General features: G+C 71.6%; 18 protein-coding genes. 8 read left to right on the forward strand and 10 right to left on the reverse strand.

The annotated features are described in order from the left end of the window. Positions 1–13: 13 nt before the first annotated feature. Entirely contained in the window at positions 14–925 is a 912-nt protein-coding gene (locus HD596_RS06750) for an oxygenase MpaB family protein (protein ID WP_185068444.1), read from the forward strand. On the opposite strand, the gene HD596_RS06755 is transcribed toward HD596_RS06750, so the two are convergent. The 4 genes from HD596_RS06755 to HD596_RS06770 all read right to left on the reverse strand — a co-directional run bounded on the left by HD596_RS06755 (position 876) and on the right by HD596_RS06770 (position 4613). Then, positions 876–2060: an MFS transporter gene (locus tag HD596_RS06755; RefSeq protein ID WP_185068445.1), complete on the reverse strand. Its 1185-nt coding sequence runs from the start codon at positions 2058–2060 to the stop codon at positions 876–878. The two genes, HD596_RS06750 and HD596_RS06755, sit on opposite strands and share 50 nt — an antisense overlap. A 104-nt stretch (positions 2061–2164) precedes the next feature. Then, a complete protein-coding gene (locus HD596_RS06760; RefSeq protein ID WP_185068446.1) occupies positions 2165–3070 on the reverse strand; it encodes a RecB family exonuclease in 906 nt (301 codons plus the stop codon). A 121-nt stretch (positions 3071–3191) separates the two neighbouring features. Continuing rightward, positions 3192–3902, reverse strand: a complete 711-nt coding sequence (locus HD596_RS06765; RefSeq protein WP_185068447.1) for an MBL fold metallo-hydrolase — start codon at positions 3900–3902, stop codon at positions 3192–3194. Positions 3903–3959: 57 nt separating this feature from the next. After that, positions 3960–4613, reverse strand: a complete 654-nt coding sequence (locus HD596_RS06770) for a DUF6758 family protein (RefSeq protein ID WP_313043025.1) — start codon at positions 4611–4613, stop codon at positions 3960–3962. A gap of 47 nt (positions 4614–4660) precedes the next feature. Between HD596_RS06770 and HD596_RS61375 the strand changes: the two genes are divergently transcribed. Further along, complete coding sequence (locus tag HD596_RS61375; protein WP_313043026.1) at positions 4661–5056, forward strand: NUDIX hydrolase; 396 nt, start codon at positions 4661–4663, stop codon at positions 5054–5056. 30 nt (positions 5057–5086) lie between these two features. On the opposite strand, the gene HD596_RS06780 is transcribed toward HD596_RS61375, so the two are convergent. Beyond that, positions 5087–7867: a DUF6242 domain-containing protein gene (locus HD596_RS06780; RefSeq protein ID WP_185068450.1), complete on the reverse strand. Its 2781-nt coding sequence runs from the start codon at positions 7865–7867 to the stop codon at positions 5087–5089. 303 nt (positions 7868–8170) lie between these two features. Next, positions 8171–9154 carry a CPBP family intramembrane glutamic endopeptidase gene (locus HD596_RS06785; protein ID WP_185068451.1) on the reverse strand — a complete coding sequence of 328 codons (984 nt, stop codon included), beginning with the start codon at positions 9152–9154 and terminating at the stop codon, positions 8171–8173. Positions 9155–9254: 100 nt separating this feature from the next. On the opposite strand from HD596_RS06785, the gene HD596_RS06790 reads away from it, so the two are divergent. Then, positions 9255–9962, forward strand: coding sequence for a hypothetical protein (locus tag HD596_RS06790; protein ID WP_185068452.1), 708 nt, complete (start codon positions 9255–9257; stop codon positions 9960–9962). Continuing rightward, on the forward strand, positions 9959–10501 hold the full coding sequence (locus HD596_RS06795; protein ID WP_185068453.1) for a DUF6529 family protein: 543 nt from the start codon (positions 9959–9961) through the stop codon (positions 10499–10501). Before HD596_RS06790 ends, HD596_RS06795 begins: the two co-directional genes overlap by 4 nt. Here HD596_RS06795 and HD596_RS06800 read toward each other — a convergent pair. Next, positions 10491–11423, reverse strand: coding sequence for an HpcH/HpaI aldolase/citrate lyase family protein (locus HD596_RS06800; RefSeq protein ID WP_185068454.1), 933 nt, complete (start codon positions 11421–11423; stop codon positions 10491–10493). The two genes, HD596_RS06795 and HD596_RS06800, sit on opposite strands and share 11 nt — an antisense overlap. Positions 11424–11469: 46 nt before the next feature. Here HD596_RS06800 and HD596_RS06805 point away from each other — a divergent pair, with 46 nt between their 5' ends. Then, a complete protein-coding gene (locus HD596_RS06805; protein ID WP_185068455.1) occupies positions 11470–11841 on the forward strand; it encodes a hypothetical protein in 372 nt (123 codons plus the stop codon). A 5-nt stretch (positions 11842–11846) separates the two neighbouring features. Here HD596_RS06805 and HD596_RS06810 read toward each other — a convergent pair whose 3' ends face one another. Then, positions 11847–12800: an EamA family transporter gene (locus HD596_RS06810; protein WP_185068456.1), complete on the reverse strand. Its 954-nt coding sequence runs from the start codon at positions 12798–12800 to the stop codon at positions 11847–11849. Positions 12801–12896: 96 nt separating this feature from the next. Here HD596_RS06810 and HD596_RS06815 point away from each other — a divergent pair, with 96 nt between their 5' ends. Both HD596_RS06815 and HD596_RS06820 read left to right on the forward strand, forming a co-directional pair. Then, on the forward strand, positions 12897–14117 hold the full coding sequence (locus HD596_RS06815; RefSeq protein ID WP_313043035.1) for a magnesium transporter MgtE N-terminal domain-containing protein: 1221 nt from the start codon (positions 12897–12899) through the stop codon (positions 14115–14117). Next, entirely contained in the window at positions 14098–14565 is a 468-nt protein-coding gene (locus HD596_RS06820) for a DUF1003 domain-containing protein (protein WP_185068457.1), read from the forward strand. Before HD596_RS06815 ends, HD596_RS06820 begins: the two co-directional genes overlap by 20 nt. On the opposite strand, the gene HD596_RS06825 is transcribed toward HD596_RS06820, so the two are convergent. Next, the gene (locus HD596_RS06825; RefSeq protein ID WP_313043038.1) at positions 14549–15010 is read right to left on the reverse strand and encodes a MarR family winged helix-turn-helix transcriptional regulator; all 462 of its coding nucleotides are present in this window, start codon (positions 15008–15010) and stop codon (positions 14549–14551) included. The genes HD596_RS06820 and HD596_RS06825 overlap by 17 nt on opposite strands. Before the next feature lie 160 nt (positions 15011–15170). On the opposite strand from HD596_RS06825, the gene HD596_RS06830 reads away from it, so the two are divergent. After that, positions 15171–16307, forward strand: coding sequence for an Mrp/NBP35 family ATP-binding protein (locus tag HD596_RS06830; protein ID WP_185068458.1), 1137 nt, complete (start codon positions 15171–15173; stop codon positions 16305–16307). A gap of 691 nt (positions 16308–16998) precedes the next feature. On the opposite strand, the gene HD596_RS06835 is transcribed toward HD596_RS06830, so the two are convergent. Then, positions 16999–17367 carry a sec-independent translocase gene (locus HD596_RS06835; RefSeq protein WP_185068459.1) on the reverse strand — a complete coding sequence of 123 codons (369 nt, stop codon included), beginning with the start codon at positions 17365–17367 and terminating at the stop codon, positions 16999–17001. Positions 17368–17977: the final 610 nt, after the last annotated feature.

Genomic DNA, 17977 nt, shown 5'->3' on the forward strand with positions numbered 1-17977 from the left:
TTCTTTACTTACTATGGCGAACATCGAGGACCTCGTCGTCCAGCCGCCGCAGAGCGCGACGTGGCAGGTGCATCTCGACCGGTCGATGTGGGTGGGCGGCGTACGCGGTCTCATGCTGCAGGCGCTGCACCCGCTGGCGATGCGCGGTGTCTGGCAGAACTCCAACTTCCAGGAGGACCCGTTCGGACGGCTGCGCCGCACGGCCGACTTCGTGGGGCGCGTGACGTTCGGCAGCCCGGAGCAGGCCGACGAGATCGGCAGGCGGGTGCGCGGCATCCACAAGGCGCTGCGCATCCACGATCCCGACACCGGCCGGACCCATCGGGTGGACGATCCCGAGCTGCTGCTGTGGGTGCACTGCGCGGAGGTGTCGTCGTACCTGGAGGTGGCCAGGCGCGGCGGGCTGGGCCTCACCGAGCGCCAGGCCGACCGCTACCTCCACGAGCAGCGCAAGAGCGCCGCGTACGTCGGCCTGCACCCCGAGGACGTGCCCGGCTCGTGCGCGGAGATGGACGCCTACTTCAAGCAGATGCGTCCTGTCCTGCGCGTCACGGAGGAGGCGGCCTCGACCGTGCGCTTCCTGATGTGGCCGAGGCTGCCGCACGAGCTCAGGCTCCTGTCGGCGGGCAAGCCCGCCTACTTCCCGTTCGGCGCGCTGTGCTACTACACGCTGCCGGACTGGGCCAGGCGGATGTACGGCGCGCTGCCGGAGGTGCCGCGCGCGACGGTCACGGCCGCGCTGAGGGCGTTCAGGCTGGGGATGAACTCGCTGCCGGAGCCCGTGCACGACCACGCCTTCATGCCGGCCACGAGGGAGATGCTGCGGGCCGCCAGGGAGCGTCTCGGCGCGGCCGGGTACGACGTGAGCAAGGGGCTCAAGGGCCTGACCGATCCCCGCCGGTGGCCGCGGGCGCCGGCCGCCTGACCGGCAGGAGCGTGCCGCCCACCAGCACGACTGCCGACACGCCGGCCATCGTCCATCCGCTGCGGCCCATGCCCCCGCCGTCGAACAGCACGCCGAGCAGGGTAGACGCGGTCGCGGCGCCCACGTACCTGGACGACTGGAAGAACCCCACGGCGACCCCGGTCTCGCTCCTGTCGGCGTGCACGAAGACCAGCGAGTTGAGCCCGAACTGGCTGAGCGCCGACGCCACCCCCAGCAGCCCCGCCGCCACCAGCACCAGCCAGACGGGACCGACGGCGGGGACCAGGCAGGAGCCGGCGAGCAGCAGCGCCGCGCTCGCCACCAGCACGGTCCGCATGCCCAACCGCGCCGCCAGCGCCACCGCGACCGGCGTCATGACGATCGCCAGCCCGGCCATGGGGAGCACCAGCAGGCCGGCGATGTGGGCAGGCAGTCCCGCCGAGCGCTGAGCCCACAGCGGCACCACGAAGAACGCCGCGTAGAACACCACGTTGACCAGGGCGAACTGTCCGCAGGTGGCCAGCAGCCCGGGCCTCAGCCGGGGCAGCAGGGGCTGTTTCGCGCCGTCCACGCGGACCTTGGGCAGCCAGCGCAGCGCCGCGGTGAGCGCGACCGCCGCGAGCGGGACGTTGACCAGGAAGATCGCCCGCCAGCCCCACAACGAGACCAGGAACCCGCCGAGCACCGGACCGGCGGCCGCGCTGGCGGTGAGCACCATGGAGATCGTCGCGATCACGCGCGGCGGCGGCCTCCCGTTCTCGCCCGGCATCACGGCCTGCACGATCGCCATCCCGGCGGGCATCGTCGCGCAGCTTCCGAACGCCTGCAGCAGCCTGATCGCGACCAGCGCCGGGTACGAGGGCGCCAGCGCGGCCAGCACGCCCGTGACGGCCATCGTGACCAGCCCGGCACAGAACACCAGCCTCGGGCCCAGCCTGTCGGCCAGCGTGCCCATCACGGGCGGGACGAGGATGCCGGCCAGGTAGAACCCGCCGGCCAGCCACGTCACTGCGGCGATGCCCACGTGGAACTCGGCCTCGATGTGGGCCAGGGCCACGGCGATCATGGACGAGTTCAGGGGATTGAAGAGCGTGCCCAGCGCCACTGCCGCCGGTAACCGCCCGATAGGTGCCACTTTCCCGTCATAACCACTGTTCTCCGCGGGAAACTGCGGACCCTCCGGCAAATGCCATGAGCCGGGGCGAGCGGTCCCCTCCGCCGCTCGCCCCGGCAGGCGGGTCACTCGGCGAGGCCGTCCCACGGATCGCGGTCGGGGGCCGCCGAGCGGCCCTCGGGGCAGTGGCGGCGGAAGTCGCACCAGGAGCAGATCGGGCCGGGGTTCGGCGCGAACAGCTCGTCGATCTCGTCCGGCACCGCCGCCGGCCCGACGGCCGGCCGCTCGCCGGAAGCGGCCGGACTCCTCTTGGGGGGCGCGGGCACGAGCGCGCGGTAGCGCTCGTCGGCCGCCGACGCCTCCGTAGCGACGTCCTCGGCGCGCCGGATGTGGCGGGCCAGCGACTCCTCCGTGTGCCGCCACTCCAGGATCTCGCCGGTCGGCAGGTGGTGGAGCTCGACCGTACGGCAGGGCGTGCGCATCATCGTGGAGGCCGCGACCGCGTACACGGCCAGGGCGAGGGACGAGCGGGCGTCGTCCTCGGTGAGCGGCCGGCGGCCGGTCTTGTAGTCGACCACGACCAGCTCGTCACCGCGCCGGTCGAGCCGGTCGATGCGGCCGGACAGTGCCATCACCTTGGTACGGGTCGCGACCGTGCGCTCCACGCCCACCGGCTCGTCGCTGGGATCTAAGGTCGCGACGTAGCCGGAGACGAGGTCGCGGGCCCGGCCCAGCCAGTGGGCCGACTGCTCGACGTCCCTGAACCCCTCGGCGATCCACCCGTTCGTGACCAGGATGGCGGCCGTCAGCGGGGTCCTGCGGTCGTACGGCTCCCGCCACCACCCCGCCAGCGCGTTGTGCACGCTCGCGCCGACGCTGTTGTGCGCCCACGCGGGGCCCTTGGACGGCTGCGGCCGGTCCAGGTAGGTGAACCGGTAGCGGCGGCGGCAGTCGAGCCACGCGTTCAACCGCGACGGCGTGCACGAGTAGAGCCGCCGCGGCATCCCCTCCAGCGGCAGCTGCGCGCTCATGGCCTCCACTCCGTGGAGGCGGGCTCGGTCGCTCCGAGCCGTCGCCTTCCCTCGTCGCTCTGGTCGCTACGCTCCCGACGCTCCTCAGTCCAGGCGACGGCGCTCCCTCGCACTGACGGCGTCACTCGTCGTCGGGGTCGAGCTTGATCCCGGAGAGCCTGGTGCCGTCGGTCAGGGGGCCGTCGTCGGCGCTTTCCTTACGGGTCAGCGAGCCCGACACCCAGTCGTCGAAGTGCGGCTCGAGGTCGCCGATCGTGACCTCGTCGCCGTGGGCGGCCAGCACCCGCGTCTCGGCCGGCAGCGTGAACAGCCGCCCGCCGATCGAGGTCAGCTGGTCGGGCAGGGCGGGGTATTCGCCGGCCAGCTTGCCGGGCCCGTCGGCCTGCAGGGCCTTGCCGGTGAAGACGGCCCCGAGCGCCTCGCAGTAGAGCGACACGCCGCCGGGCGAGACGCCGGGCGTCTCCATGACGTCGAGCTGGACGTCGGCCACACCGAAGATGCCGTCGTCCTCCATGTCGATGTCGGGCCAGGTCTCCCGCCAGGTCTCCCGCCACAGCGGCTTGTCCTTGGGGTGCAGGGCGACCACGGCCTCGTCCCGGCTGGCCACCTCGATGGCGGCGGAGACGTGGTCGGGCAGGCCCGCCGTGCAGATGACGGCCAGCACTTCCCGCTCGCCCACCTGCTCGAGGATCTTCTCGGCGTCGCGCGCCGGGTCGATGACGATGACTTCGTCGTCGTCACCGATGATCCAGGTGTTGTTCTCGACCTTGTACTCGGTGCCGTCGATGTCGACGACGCCCTCGGTCACCACTCGCTCGATACGCGCTGTCACGCCTCCGAACTCTAGCCCGTCTGCATCAGAGCGCGAATCGAGAGCGTGAAAGCGCGTCTAATCCTCGAGCCGTGGCGAGAACGCGCCGAACGGCACGTCGAGCTCGTGGTCGCGGGCGTCGAGCAACGACAGCTCGGCGAGCGCGATCATGCAGCCGGCGTCGGCCGGCCACGCGATGGCCCACAGCCAGTTGCCGAGCGCCTCGCCCGCGTAGACGGCCCGGTCGACGGCGCCGTCCACGCACCACAGCGCGGTGGGATGCCCGAGCACGCCGATCTTGGCGTTCGGCGGCCCCGAGTCGAACCCCTCGCCCGGGTCGGGGCCGTCCAGCCCGGCGAACGCCGCGCCGAGCCCGATGCCCGGCTCCTCCGCGATGAGCAGCAGGTCGGCGGGGCCTTCCGTCAGCGACGGCCCCGTCAGCGCGACCACGCTGGCCCGGGCGCCGGTGCGCTCGTCGCCGACCTCCCCGAAGCCGGTGACCAGCCAGCCGGCGGGCAACGGCCACGGCAGCCACACGGGCACCACGGCGTTCTTCCTGATGGCCTCCAACGCCGTGCCGGTCGGCGGCCATGGGGGTTGATAGGGCAGGACATCACCGTGCGTGTCGCATCGGTACGCGCTCGACCACGCACTGGGCCCGTGAAGCGGGCCAAAGCACCGAGGACAGGTTGGAGCCGCTCTCACAACTACCCACGGTGCTTTCTCCGGCACCGGCCCGTCAAGGCCGCATCCCGTTGTCCCGTCGTAATGTTGGTCATGTGCACGTAAATTGTGTCGGCGCGATTATCTTCGACGCAGCCGGCCGGTTGCTCCTCATCAAGCGGGGACGTCCGCCGGGCGAGGGGCTGTGGTCCATCCCCGGTGGCCGCCTGGAGGCCGGGGAGACGGACGCCGACGGCGTGCGGCGCGAGGTGATGGAGGAGACCGGGCTGCGCGTGGAGGTGGGCCGCCTGGCGGGCACGGTGGACCGGCCCGGCCTCGGCGGGGCCACGTACGTGATCCGCGACTACCTCGCCACCGTGACGGCGGGCGTGCCCGTCGCCGGGGACGACGCCGACGACGTGCGCTGGTGCGGGCCGGACGAGCTGGCGCGGCTGCCGCTCACCGCCGGCCTCCTGGAGTCCCTGGCCGACTGGGGCGTGCTGCCCCGCTGACACGGCCCCATCCGCCCCACGCACCTGGTCCTACCGGTTCGAGGTGAGGCTGGAGGTCCAGAGGATCAGGTGGTCGGCGTTGTACGTGGTGGACCGCCCGAGCGCCACGACCTCCGAGCCCGACACGGCCACCGCCGTCAGCCACTGCGCTCCCTGGCCGGCCAGCCGGTCCTTGGTCAGGGCCATGCGGTTCCACGACAGGCCGTCCTGCGAGGTCCAGGCCGCGCTGTCGCCCTCTCCCGGCACGCCGTGCCAGCCGACGGCCACCAGCCCCTCGTCCGCCGCGGCCAGGTCGTACACCGCCGCCGCCTGGTCCGCGGGCAGCCAGGCCGTCTGCCAGGTCGAGCCGTCGTCGTCCGAGACCGCCGCGAAGGCGCGCCGCGAACCTCCCGACACGGCCGTGCCGACGGCCACCAGCTTGTCCTGATAAGTCGTGACCCGTCGGAGGCCGGCCGACGTGGCGTCCGGCGGGACCACGCGCTTGCGCGCGCTCCAGTTCACGCCGTCCGAGGAGTGCCAGACCACGCTGCTCTCCTGGTCGGACCCGCCCGAGCCGCCCACGGCCACGTAACCGCCGTCCCCGGTGGCGACCGCGTCGTAGATCCGCACCCCGGAGCCGCCCTGCGGCAGCTTCTTCGACCTGGTGAACTTGCGCAGGTCGGGGGTGAACCACATGGCGGCGCTCGCCGTGCCCATCTGGTCCTTGGCCTCGCCGGCCAGCACGTAGCCCTCCTTGCCGGCCGTCACGACGTGGGTCTCCAGGGAGGGGGCGTTCGGGTCGCGGGCCAGGTCGCCGGTGACGTCCACCTTCCTCCAGCTCTCGCCGTCGTCGGAGGTGACGAGGAGCGGGTCGGTGACGGCCACGTTCGTCTCGGTCGAGCCGACGGCCAGCCAGCCGCGGCTGCCGTGCGCCACGTCCTCCAGCGTCTGCTTGCCCGGGCCGCCGAGGCTCATGGACTTCCAGCTCACCCAGTCCCTGATCGTCCACAGGCCCGCGTCGCCGGAGGCCGAGCCGACGGCGACGTACCTGCCGGCGAAGCTGGCCAGCGCGTTGGTCTCGCGGGCGATCCTGGTCAGGCCCTCGACCTTGCCGAGCTGGACGCGCGAGGCGCCGTCGCGCGGGGGCGCGGCCATGAGCACGAGCTGGTTGTCGACGTCGGAGACCGCCTGGTCGCCGCCGGCGAACAGGGTGCCGCCGTCGGCGATCGTGAACCCGCGCAGCGTCGCGCCCGGCAGGTTGCCGAGGTCGGTCCGCTTGCTCCACGAGCGCCCGTCCGTGCTGGTCAGCACCGAGTAGCGGCCCAGGCCCACCTGCGTGATCGCCGCGATGCCCGACGGGTAGGAGATCAGCGTCTCCACACCCGTGCTCTCGCCGCTCAGGCCGCCGATGGAGCCGCACTGCGACCACTGCGCCCCGGTCGGCGAGCAGTAGACGCGCAGGTCACCCGTGAACGTGGGGAAGCGCGTCGGCACCAGCACGAACCTCTTGGGCGACACGGCCACCATCCCGGTGTGCGGCGCGACCTCGGGCAGCTGGAACGCGGTCGCCTGCCAGTCCCGCCCGCCGTCCGCCGATCGGAGCACCCGCGATCCCTCGCCGACCGCGGGGTCTCCGATGGCGACGACCGTGTCGCCCTTGGCGACCACCGCCTTGATCTCGCGTACCTCCAGCTCCCTGGTCTCGGCCCGCTCCCAGGTCCGGCCGTCGGCGGAGCGCCAGGCCGCGGGGCCCGTACCGCCGTCGTCTCCCGTCGTGCGTCCCACGGCCACGAAACCGGAGGCGGTCCTGGCGATGTCGTTGATCTGGTCGCCGGACCTGAACGCGGCCAGGCCCGCCGCCTCCACGGCCGTCCAGCTGAACCCGTCGGTGCTGGTCCACAGGCCGCGTTCGCCGGACACGCCGTCGCCGCCGCTGGCCAGCCAGCGCCCGCCGCCGCCGACGACCCGCCGGACCGTGGGGGTGGAGGCGCCGTTCACCTGGCCGAGCTGCCAGGTCTTGCCGCCGTCCGGCGAGAACAGGAAGAGCGGGCGCGGGGTCGGGCTCGTCGTGTCGCTGCCGACCGCCACGACCGCGCGGCCCACGGACGTCATGTCGTTGAGCTTCTGGTTGGTGCCGTCGCCCGCGGCCGGCACGGTGAACAGCTCGTCCCCCGAGCGCCCCGTGCCCGCCTCCAGCCGCAGCCCCGGGGGCTCGTCCGAGGTCCACTGCCACACGAGCACGCCGGCGGCCACCAGGATCGCCACGGCCAGGGTCAGGGCGACGGGGGTGGACCTGTTGCGGCGGCGTACGGGGCTGGACCTGCGCACGGCGGCGGGGGCCGGGCCTCGGTGGTGCCGGCCGCCCGACCCCTGCGGCGCCGCGCCGGTGGCGACGAGGAGATCCGGCCGCGTGGGGCGGCCCGCCGGCGGGCGCCCGACGCGCCGCACCTCGGGCTCGCCGTCCTGCTCCGGAGCCTCGGGGGTCTCGTCGTACCCGGCCGGCTCCTCGTCCTGCTCGGGGGCCGGCTCCTGCGCGGGCGCGGCGGCCTCGGCGCGTTCCGGCACGGGATACACCAGCCGGTACGGCGGCGCGGGCCGGGACGACCGCTCAGGGGCGGGTGCGGCCTCCGCGTCCGGCTCGGACCGTTCGGGCGCCTCCTGCGGCGGATGGAGCGGGGTGCCCGCGACCAGCTTGTCCGGGCGGTTGACGACGCGGCGGGGCCGGCGCCGCGGCTCGACCTCGGGTTCGGCGGTCGGCGAGCTGTACGGCCGGCGCCCCTTGGGTGGCTCCTGCGGCTCGTCGTCCGGAATGGGGGCGGCGAACGGCGGCATGCCCCAGGGCGAGGTCAGCGGTAAGCCCCTGGCCCGATCGTCAGTGGGGCCCGGGGGCGAATGGCTGATCCTCGGCTCTTCGGAGGAATGCGGTTCAGAGGCGCCCTCGGGACGAGGTTCGTCGTCATCCGGCGGTCGCCGTAGCGGATCGCTGGGGCCGGAGGCCACGCGCCGTACCTCCTATGGGTCGAACGTCGTACGGGTGGAACGCGGACGCTGGTCCGTTCCACAGGACCAGACCAGCATGACTCAGCCGGAATAGCGAGACCTCTCTAGCGAGATTCCCGGCACCTCCCGACCGGTTTATTCCGAAATGGTGCTAATTGACTGTTTTTTGGCTAGATACAACACACCAAACGCATATACCCCGAGCTGCACCACCGTTCCTGACAACGCCTGCCAGGGCACCGGCACCTTCCCCTGGTCCAGCGCGTCGGCCAGATGCCCGGCCGCGGCGGCCTGCCCGAAGGCCAGCAGGTTGTTCAGCACGTGCAGCGAGATCGCCGACTCCAGCCCTCCGGTACGCACCGTGAGAAAGCCCATGACGACCCCGAACCCGAACACGTCCACGAGCCCCGCCCACGAATACCCGTGCAACGACATGAACAGCGCGGACCCGAGCACGATGGACCAGGCCGGATTCCGCACGTGCGCCCCGACCGCCTGCACGAACCAGCCGCGGAAGACGTACTCCTCGGCGGCCGCCTGGAACGGCACCAGCAGCACGATCACGATGAGCGCGGGCAGGAACCCCGACCAGCCGGCCCAGCCGAACAGGTCGGGGTCCTCGCCGATCGCCGACAGCGCGAGCGCCTGCGCGCCCTGCCCCAGCAGCAGGGCCAGCACCGCCAGGCCCGAGCAGGTCACCAGCCAGCGCCAGCGCAGCCGTCCGGCCACCGACGAGAGCGTGCCGGGGCGCCTGCGCTGGACGAGCGCCGCGGTGCCGTACACGAGGGGCAGCACGGGCGCCAGCGACAGCAACACCACGACCAGCGAGAACACCGGATCGCCGAACAGTTGCCCCTCGGACTCCAGCGGCGCGGGGATCCCGAGGATCAACGACATCACCACGCCGGCCCACACCACCACCGCGCCGATCACGACGAACCCGGTGGCGACGACCAGCGTGCCCACGATCGCCCGCCACGGGCGGGTCGCGGCGTTCCGCGCCAGGTGGTCGTAACTCGCGCCGATCGGCGTCGGCAGGAACCAGGACGGCGGCTGATACGGGTAGACCGGCGGCTGCATGCCGTAAACGGGCGGCTGGTGCCCTGGATTCTCCTGCATCTATCCATTCTGTCCGCGCGATGCGCAATAGTTCACAGACGGCCCACCGATTTAGGCGGATGCTCGGAGACGTACGGCATTTCGACCCTGGGAGCAGTCCATGTCAAGGCTGGGACCTGTCATCACCCTCGCGGCGGGAGCAGTGCTCGCCGTGGGGCTGGGTGTCGCCAGCGTCACCGCGACACCGGCGGCCAACGACGAAGCCGCCAGCACCGCCGCGGAGGCACCGTCGGCGGGCGAGACCGCCGCGGCCCCGTCACGCTCATCGGAGGCCGAGGCTACGGCCTCACCTCAGCGGACAGCGCCGAAGAAGATCGCGAAGGCGGACTACGGAGGCTACGTCAAGGGCAACGGCGGCCTCATCGCGATCTCGATCAGAGACGGCAAGGCCGTCGGCTACTTCTGCGACGGCAAGGCCGAGGCCTGGTTCAAGGGCAGCGAGTCCGACGGCGAGCTGCAACTGACCGGCCTCGGCAGCGCCAAGGTCACCGCCGAGCTGGGCGGCGGCCGGGCCAGGGGCTCGGTCGCGGTCGGCGGCAGGAAGTGGACCTTCGTCGCGCCCGCGGTGGTCAAGCCGTCGGGCCTCTACCGCGCCACCGCGATCGTCAGGGGCGCCAAGCTCCGGGCCGGCTGGATCGTGCTGAAGAACCCGGGAGGCGGCTACACCCAGGTCGGCGCCGCGTTCGAGGGCGACACGCAGGTGCCGATCCCGCAGCTGCAGGGCGACCGGCCCACAGCCCCCGTGACCGTCGGCGACACCACGATCCGGCCCGAGGACGTGGACGGCTTCATCGAGGAGATGCAATGACCGCCGTACCCCAACAGTCCCGCGGCCTGACCCCGCTCCTCGTGCCGCTGCTGGCCGGCGGCCTGGCGGCGCTCGCGCTCGGCGTCTACGGGCGCGTGCACACGCCCACCGGGTTCGCCGTGGGCGTGGCCGGGTTCTCCGGCGCGCTGCCGATGAAGGCGTGGCTGACGACGGGGGCGTTCGTGCTCGCGATCGTGCAGGTCGTCTCGGCCCTGTCGATGTGGGGCCGGCTCGGGGTCACGATCCCGCCCGGTGTGCACCGCTGGTCGGGGCGGATCGCGTTCCTGCTCACGATCCCCGTCGCCTTCCACTGCCTCTACGCCCTGGGCCTGCAGTACGACGTGCCGCGGGTGCTCGCGCACTCGCTGCTCGGCTGCTTCTTCTACGGCGTGTTCACGGCGAAGATGCTGGCCCTGCCCAAGCACGACACGCCCGGCTGGACGCTGCCGGTGCTCGGCGGGCTGGCGTTCACCGCGCTGATCGGGCTCTGGCTGACGTCGTCGTTCTGGTTCTTCACCGCCATCGGCCTCAAGGTGTGAAGCTCTTCGTCCGCCTCAACCCGGCGGCCCGCCCCTTGGCCGCCACGACGAGCGCCATCTTGCGCGAGGCCTCGTCGATCATCTCGTCGCCCAGCATGGCCGCGCCGCGCTTCTCGACCGAGGTGTAGTACTCGTACGCCTCCAAGATGAGCTCGGCGTGGTCATAGTCGTCCTGCGACGGCGAGAAGACCTCGTTGGCCGCGTCCACCTGGGCGGGATGCAGCACCCACTTGCCGTCGAACCCGAGCGCCGCCGACCTCCTGGCGGCCCGTCTGAAGCCCTCGACGTCCTTGATCTGCAGGTAGGGCCCGTCGATGACCTGCAGGTCGTGCATCCTGGCGGCCATGAGCAGCCGCATGAGGATGTAGTGGTAGGCGTCGCCCTCGACGTAGCCGGGCGGCTGCTCGCCGACGACGAGCGTACGCATGTTGATCGACGCCATGAAGTCCGCCGGCCCGAAGACCAGCGTCTCCAGGCGCTTGGAGGAGCCGGCGATGGCGTCGGCGTTCACCAGGCCGCGGGCGTTCTCGATCTGCGCCTCGATGCCGATGCGGCCCACCTCGTATCCCATGGTCTTCTCGATCTGGGTGAGCAGCGTGTCGAGCCAGACGACCTCGGTCGGGTCCTGCACCTTGGGCAGGATCAGGCAGTCGAGGAACTCCCCCGCCCCCTCGACGACCTCGATCACGTCCCGGTACGTCCACTGCGTCGTGAGGTCGTTGACCCTGACCACGCGCGTCTTGCCGGACCAGTCGCCCTCGCGGAGCGCGGTCACGATGTTCTTGCGCGCCTCCTCCTTGGCCAGCGGCGCGACGGCGTCCTCGAGGTCGAGGAAGACCTCGTCGACGGGCAGGGTCTGGGCCTTCTCCAGGAACCTGGGGTTGCTGCCTGGCACGGCGAGCACGGAACGGCGTGAGCGCATGCGACACACGCTACTGTCCCGGCCGGGACGGACTACAGTCGAAGCTGTGAGCGACGACACCGCGGCCATCGAGGAGGGCGCCAAGAAGTCCGGCATCCTCTGGCTCACCCTCGACCGTCCCCGCCTGGCCTGGCACACCTGGCACGACGGCGCGATCTACCTCGTGACGGGCGGCGAGGAGCAGGCGCTGCCCGGCCTCGACGCGCTCGACCGGGTCCACGTCACGCTGCGCAGCAAGGACAACGGCGCCAGGCTGGTGGAGTTCGAGGCCGCGGTCGCGGTCGTCGACCAGGCCGCGGCGGCCGACGCCGTGGCCGCGCTGGCCAAGGAGCGGCTCAACGCCCTCGACAGCGAGCACCTCACCGAGCGCTGGGCCCGCGACTCCACGGTCCTGCGCCTCACCCCCGCCCGCCTCTGAGGAGGTCAGTTCCTGGCGGCCACGGGCTCCGCGTCGCGCTCCGCCGCCGGTGACGGCGAGGCGCTCGCCGTGGCGGTCTGGGCGAGCAGCGCGCCGGACAGCACGAGCAGGCCACCCACGATCTGGAAGACGCCCAGCGTCTCGCCGACCAGGGCCCAGGCCACCACCGCGCCGCCGATGACCTCGAGCGAGGCGACCGTGGCCCCCACCGCGGCCGACAGCCGCCGCACGGCGTTCACCCCCAGGATGTACGCGATCACGGTCGCGATCAGCACCATCCACAGGTACGCCCCCAGCACCGGCAGCGTCCGGCCGCCCTCCGGCGCCACGGTGGCCGTGAAAGCGTCCCACGGGATGTCCCACGGCCGGGCGAACGGGATCAGCACCACGGCCGCCCCCGCCATCCCCCAGGCGATGAGGCCGAGCGGGTCCACGTCGTCGCCGAAGCTATCGTTCATCAGGAAATATCCGGCGCAGCACGCCCCGGCCAGCAGGCCGAGCAGCAGGCCCAGCCCATCCAGCCGCATCCCCTGCCACGCCTCGACCACGATCCCGAGGCCCACGACCGCGACGACCGCCCCGATGTAGGCCGCCCGCGCGAGCCGCACCTTCCGTACGAACCGCACCCAGGCCACCACCATCACCGGCGCCATGAACTCCAGCAGCAGCGCGATCCCCACCGGCAGCCGCGTGATCGCCACGAAATACAGCGACTGCACCCCGGCCACCGCCATCACCGCATACAGCCCGAAGAACGGCAGCCTGGACCTGGGGATCCGCAGCGCCCTGGGCTTCACCACGGCCAGCACGGCCACCAGCAGCAGCCCCGCGCCCGCCATCCGCGTCCAGACGGCCTCGATCGGCGCCAGCCCAGCGGTGATCAGGTACTTGGCCATCGGCCCCGAGAACGCGAAACACCAGGAGGACACGAAAGCGAGCCCGAGCCCCGCATACCTCATCGCATACCACCTGGCCAGTAATCACCGTTAAGCACGTTTGATACTGACATGAGAGGCGTCCGGGGCGCAATGGGGCAGCACTGTTAGCCTGGCCACGTGAAGATCTTCGTGGCCCGGCTGCCGGGCACCCCGGTCTTCGACCCGGCGGGCGACCAGATCGGCCGGGTCAGGGACGTGGTGGTCGGCCTGCGCATCGGCCTGCGGCCCAACGTCCACGGCCTGGTGGTGGAGGTGCAGCCGCGCCGCAGGGTGTTCCTGCCCATCACCCGAGTACGCCGCATCGAGCCGGGTGCCGTGGTCTTCACCGGGCGGCTCAACATGCGCAGGTTCGAGCAGCGCGCCACCGAGACGCTGGTGATCGGCGAGATGCTGGACCTGAGCGTCGAGCACGAGGGCGAGCCCATGACCGTCTACGACGTGGCCATGGACGAGATCAAGCCGTCCCACTGGGAGATCTCCCAGGTGGCCCTCTACAAGGGCAGGCGGCGCGACCCGCGGATCGTCGAGTGGGAAGAGGTCTCCGGGTTCGACAAGCTGCAGAAGGACCAGGGGGCGGCCGGGCTGATCTCCGCGTTCGAGTCGCTGCGGGCCGCCGACATGGCCAGCGCGCTGCACGAGCTGCCCAGCAAGCGGCGCATCGAGATCGCCCGCGCCCTGAACGACGTCCGGCTGGCCGACGTGCTCGAAGAGCTCCCGCCCGACGACCAGATCTCCATCCTCGGCACGCTGGAGCCCGAGCGGGCGGCCGACGTGCTGGAGGAGATGGGCCCCGACGACGCGGCCGACCTGCTGCACGACCTCCCGGAGGAGCAGGCGGCCAAGCTGCTGGCGCTGATGGAGCCCGGGGAGGCCGCCCCCGTGCGGCGCCTGCTGACCTACCCGGAGACCAGCGCGGGCGGCGTGATGACCAACGAGCCGGTCATCCTGCCCCCCACCGCGACGGTGGCCGAGGCGCTGGCCCACATCAGGCAGCAGGACCTCACCCCCGCCGTGGCGGCGCAGGTCTACGTGGCCCGCCCGCCCACCGAGACGCCCACGGGCACCTACCTGGGCGTCTCGCACTTCCAGCGGCTGCTGCGCGAGCCGCCGTCGACACTGCTCGGCAGCGTGATCGACCCGTCGATCGACCCGATCAGGCCGGACTTCACGCTGCGCGAGGTCACCCGCTACCTGGCGAACTACAACCTCGTCGCCGCCCCGGTCGTGGACGAGCTGGGCCGGCTCGTCGGCGCCGTGACGGTGGACGACGTGCTCGACCACATCCTGCCCGAGGACTGGCGTGAGGGGACCGACGACCATGACGACCGAACGGCTTGACCAGCCCCGGGCCCTGCGCCGCTCGCTGCGGCCGCACTACGACCCGGAGGCGTTCGGCCGCCTGTCGGAGCAGATCGCCCGGTTCCTCGGCACCGGGCGCTTCATCGTCTACATGACCGTGGTCGTCTCGATCTGGGTCATCTGGAACGCGGTCGTGCCGCCGGACCTCAAGTTCGACCCGTATCCGTTCATCTTCCTGACGCTGATGCTGTCGCTGCAGGCCAGCTACGCCGCGCCGCTGATCCTGCTGGCCCAGAACCGGCAGGGCGACCGGGACCGGATCCAGTACGAGCAGGACCGCGAGACCGCCGAGCGCAACCAGGCCGAGATCGAGTATCTGACCCGCGAGATCGCGGGGCTGCGCCTGGCGCTGAACGAGCTGGCCACCCGCGACTACCTGCGCGCCGAGCTCGGGCGGCTCGCGGAGGAGCTCAAGGAGAGCCGCTGAGGTCCAGCTTGGCGACCATCGCCCGGACGCGGGTGATCTCCTCCGCGCCCAGCAGGTCGAGGAACTGGGTCCGGACGCCGCGCAGGTAGGTCGGGGTGGCCTCGGCCAGCCGCGCCGCGCCGGCGTCCGTCAGCACGGCGAACAGCCCGCGGGCGTCGTCCGCGCAGGCCTCCCGCGACACCAGCCCGTCCCGCTGCAGCCGGTCGATGAGCCTGGTCAGGCCGCTGCGGGAGAGCAGGACGCGGCCCGCGAGATCGTTCATGCGCAGCCGCCGCTCCGGCGCCTCGGCCAGTCGCGCGAGCACCTCGTACGAGGCCAGCGGCAGCTCGTGGGCGACGAGCAGCTCCGCCTCCAGATGCCGGGTGATGCGCACCTGGGCGCGCTGCATCATCCGCCAGACCGCCAGCTCCTCGGCGGTCAGGCCCTCGTCGCGCAGAAGAGTCACGGAGTAACCTTAGGACGTTGTTGCACAGACATCTAACAGCACGGATTAACCCAGCGAGGCCGCCGGTTCATACCATGGAGGGGCATCCTCACTGGCGCCCTGCGCCTGTCACACATATACCGACAAAGGAGGGACGGCACTCCCTCGTGCCGAGACTTCGATGGCACCTACCCAGGAACAGGTGACGGCAGCCCTAGGCACCGTCATCGACCCCGAGATCCGTCGCCCGATCACGGACCTCGACATGGTCAAGAGCATCGATATCGCTCCCGACGGCGTGGTGCGCGTGGGCATATTCCTCACCGTGGCGGGCTGTCCGCTGAAGGACACCATCCGCCGCGACGTCACCAACGCCGTCGCCAAGCTCGACGGCGTGGCGGGCGTCCAGATCGAGCTCGACGTCATGAGCACCGAGCAGCGCAAGCAGCTGCAGACCAAGCTGCGCGGCGACCGGGGGCCGGAGAAGGAGATCCCGTTCAACCAGCCGGGCTCGCTGACCCGCGTGTTCGCGGTGGCCAGCGGCAAGGGCGGGGTCGGCAAGTCGTCCGTGACGGTCAACCTGGCCGCCACGATGGCCTCCACCGGCATGAAGGTCGGCATCGTCGACGCCGACATCTACGGCCACAGCATCCCGCGCATGCTGGGCGCCGCCGAGCGGCCCACCAAGGTCGAAGACATGATCATGCCGCCGGTGGCCCACGACATCAAGGTCATCTCGGTCGGGATGTTCAAGCCGGAGGGCAACACGCCGGTGGTCTGGCGCGGGCCGATGCTCGACCGGGCGCTCCACCAGTTCCTGGCCGACGTCTACTGGGGCGACCTCGACGTACTCCTCCTCGACCTGCCCCCGGGCACGGGCGACATCGCGATCTCGGTGGCGCAGCGGCTGCCCACGGCGGAGATCCTGGTCGTGACGACGCCGCAGATGGCCGCCGCGGAGGTGGCCGAGCGGGCGGGGTCGATCGCCGCGCAGACGCACCAGCAGATCGCCGGCGTCATCGAGAACATGGCCTGGCTGCCCTGCCCCCACTGCGACGAACGCATCGCCGTGTTCGGGGAGGGCGGCGGCCAGACGGTCGCCGACGCGCTCACCCGCACGCTGGGCGCCCGCGTCCCGCTCCTGGGCCAGGTCCCGATCGACCTGCGGCTCCGCGAGGGGGGCGACGAGGGCAAGCCGCTGGTCCTGACGGAGCCCGACTCACCGGCGGCGGCCGAACTCCGCAAGATCGCCTCCGGCCTCAGCAAGCGCTCCACCAGCCTCAAGGGCCTCCAACTCGGCCTCTCCCCCAACCGCTGACTCTTGCCGCCCACCTGTTTTCCGGCGCCCGTCCTCCGGCCGGGCGCCGCCCCGTCTTCGCTGCCCATCCGGCTCCCTCTTCGCCGCCCCTCCTTCGGGTCCCTTACGGCTGCCTCTTCGCTGCCCCTCCTTCGGGTCCCTTACGGCTGCCTCTTCGCTGCCCCTCCTTCGGGTCCCTTACGGCTGGCTCTTCGCTGCCCGTCCTTCGGGTCCCTTACGTCTACGCACAGCGAGCAACAACCCCGCCGTTTCCAGCACCCGTCCTTCCAGTCTTTACGGCTGCGCACGGTGGGCACCACCCGCCGTCCCGGGTGACCGACCTTCCAGGGAGACGCTTACCAGCTTCCCCGGCGCGCCGCCGTTACGGACGGTGCGACCGGCTGGGTGGTAGACGCGTTGACCGAAGCCCGCCCCAGAGGAACGCGGAGGACCCTCAGAGGGCCTTATGAGCGGGCACGGGCGACAGTGCTCCCCCTTCCCCGGCGCACCCCATTACGGACCGTGCGACCGACTGGAAGGTAGACACGTTGACTAAGGCGCGCCCGGACGGGGCGTGGAGGACCCTCAGAGGGCCGTAGAACCGGTCATGAGCGACGATGGTCCTGGGGATGGGCCGCGGGGCGTTTGAGCCCTCGTGTGCTGTCCGGGGCGCGGCGAGCCGTATGGACGGCGACGAGCCTTCCTTGGCCCGTCAGGTCGCCTCTGCGTCGTAAGGGGGAATCTCCCCGAAGCCGAGCTCGTCCACCGGCTCGGGCGTGTACGGAGCCGTCGTGGCGGGCTCCAGCTCCCGGGGACGATTGTTGTTGTTCCAGTCGTCCTCGAGGTCGTCGAGCAGGTGCTTGCGGACGAAGTTCTTCGGGTTGAGGTCGGCGGGGTCGAAGTTGGCGAACTCCGGGCCCAGCCCGGAACGCAGGTCGTCACGCGCGTTGTTCGCCATTCGGCGCAGGTTGCGCAGCGTCTTGCCCGCCTGAGACGCGGCCTGAGGCAGCTTGTCGGGACCGAAGACGAGCAGCGCGATCACGATCAGCGCTCCGATCTCCATCCACCCGAGTCCGAACACCGTGAGCTCCTACCGCAGTCCAATCACTCCGAGGACAACCCCGGCCTATCCACAGACTAAGGGCTCCCGGGGGTAGGTCGGTCGTTCCCCCTCGGTCATATCACCGACATTGCCCACATACACCCCTCCGGCCCCGGTCAACGCGTCTACCACCCAGCCGGTCGCACCGTCCGTAACGGCGGCGCGCCGGGGAAGCTGGTAAGCGTCTCCCTGGAAGGTCGGTCACCCGGGTCGGCGGGTGGTGCCCACCGTGCGCAGCCGTAAAGGACCGAAGGACGGGCGCCGAAAGCGGCGGCACTGCTGTTCGCCGTGCGCAGCCGTAAAGGACCGAAGGACGGGCGCTGAAAGCGGCGGCACTGCTGTTCGCCGCGCGTAGCCGTAAGGGACCTGAAGGACGGACGCCAAAGACCGCGCGGGGGGCGACCGCCCCGCGCAGCCATAGAGCCCGAAGGAGGGGGCCAAAGACGGCGCGGGTGATGACCGCCGCAGGCAGCCGTAAAACCCGAAGGACGGACACCGAAGACGGCGCAGGCGGCGCCCACCGCACGCAGCTGTAAAACCCCCGGAGACGGCGCGGGGCGACCGCCGCACGCAGCCGTAAGCCCAAGGA

Source organism: Nonomuraea jabiensis, from assembly GCF_014204795.1.
Taxonomy (GTDB): Bacteria; Actinomycetota; Actinomycetes; order Streptosporangiales; family Streptosporangiaceae; genus Nonomuraea; species Nonomuraea jabiensis.

Excerpts from the sequence above, each read along its gene's own strand:
- HD596_RS06750 (WP_185068444.1), top strand. The coding sequence starts at position 14 with ATGGCGAACATCGAGGACCTCGTCGTCCAGCCGCCGCAGAGCGCGACG.
- HD596_RS06760 (WP_185068446.1), bottom strand. The coding sequence starts at position 3,070 with ATGAGCGCGCAGCTGCCGCTGGAGGGGATGCCGCGGCGGCTCTACTCG.
- HD596_RS06780 (WP_185068450.1), bottom strand. The coding sequence starts at position 7,867 with ATGCCGCCGTTCGCCGCCCCCATTCCGGACGACGAGCCGCAGGAGCCA.
- HD596_RS06785 (WP_185068451.1), bottom strand. The coding sequence starts at position 9,154 with ATGCAGGAGAATCCAGGGCACCAGCCGCCCGTTTACGGCATGCAGCCG.
- HD596_RS06790 (WP_185068452.1), top strand. The coding sequence starts at position 9,255 with ATGTCAAGGCTGGGACCTGTCATCACCCTCGCGGCGGGAGCAGTGCTC.
- HD596_RS06795 (WP_185068453.1), top strand. The coding sequence starts at position 9,959 with ATGACCGCCGTACCCCAACAGTCCCGCGGCCTGACCCCGCTCCTCGTG.
- HD596_RS06800 (WP_185068454.1), bottom strand. The coding sequence starts at position 11,423 with ATGCGCTCACGCCGTTCCGTGCTCGCCGTGCCAGGCAGCAACCCCAGG.
- HD596_RS06810 (WP_185068456.1), bottom strand. The coding sequence starts at position 12,800 with ATGAGGTATGCGGGGCTCGGGCTCGCTTTCGTGTCCTCCTGGTGTTTC.
- HD596_RS06820 (WP_185068457.1), top strand. The coding sequence starts at position 14,098 with ATGACGACCGAACGGCTTGACCAGCCCCGGGCCCTGCGCCGCTCGCTG.
- HD596_RS06830 (WP_185068458.1), top strand. The coding sequence starts at position 15,171 with ATGGCACCTACCCAGGAACAGGTGACGGCAGCCCTAGGCACCGTCATC.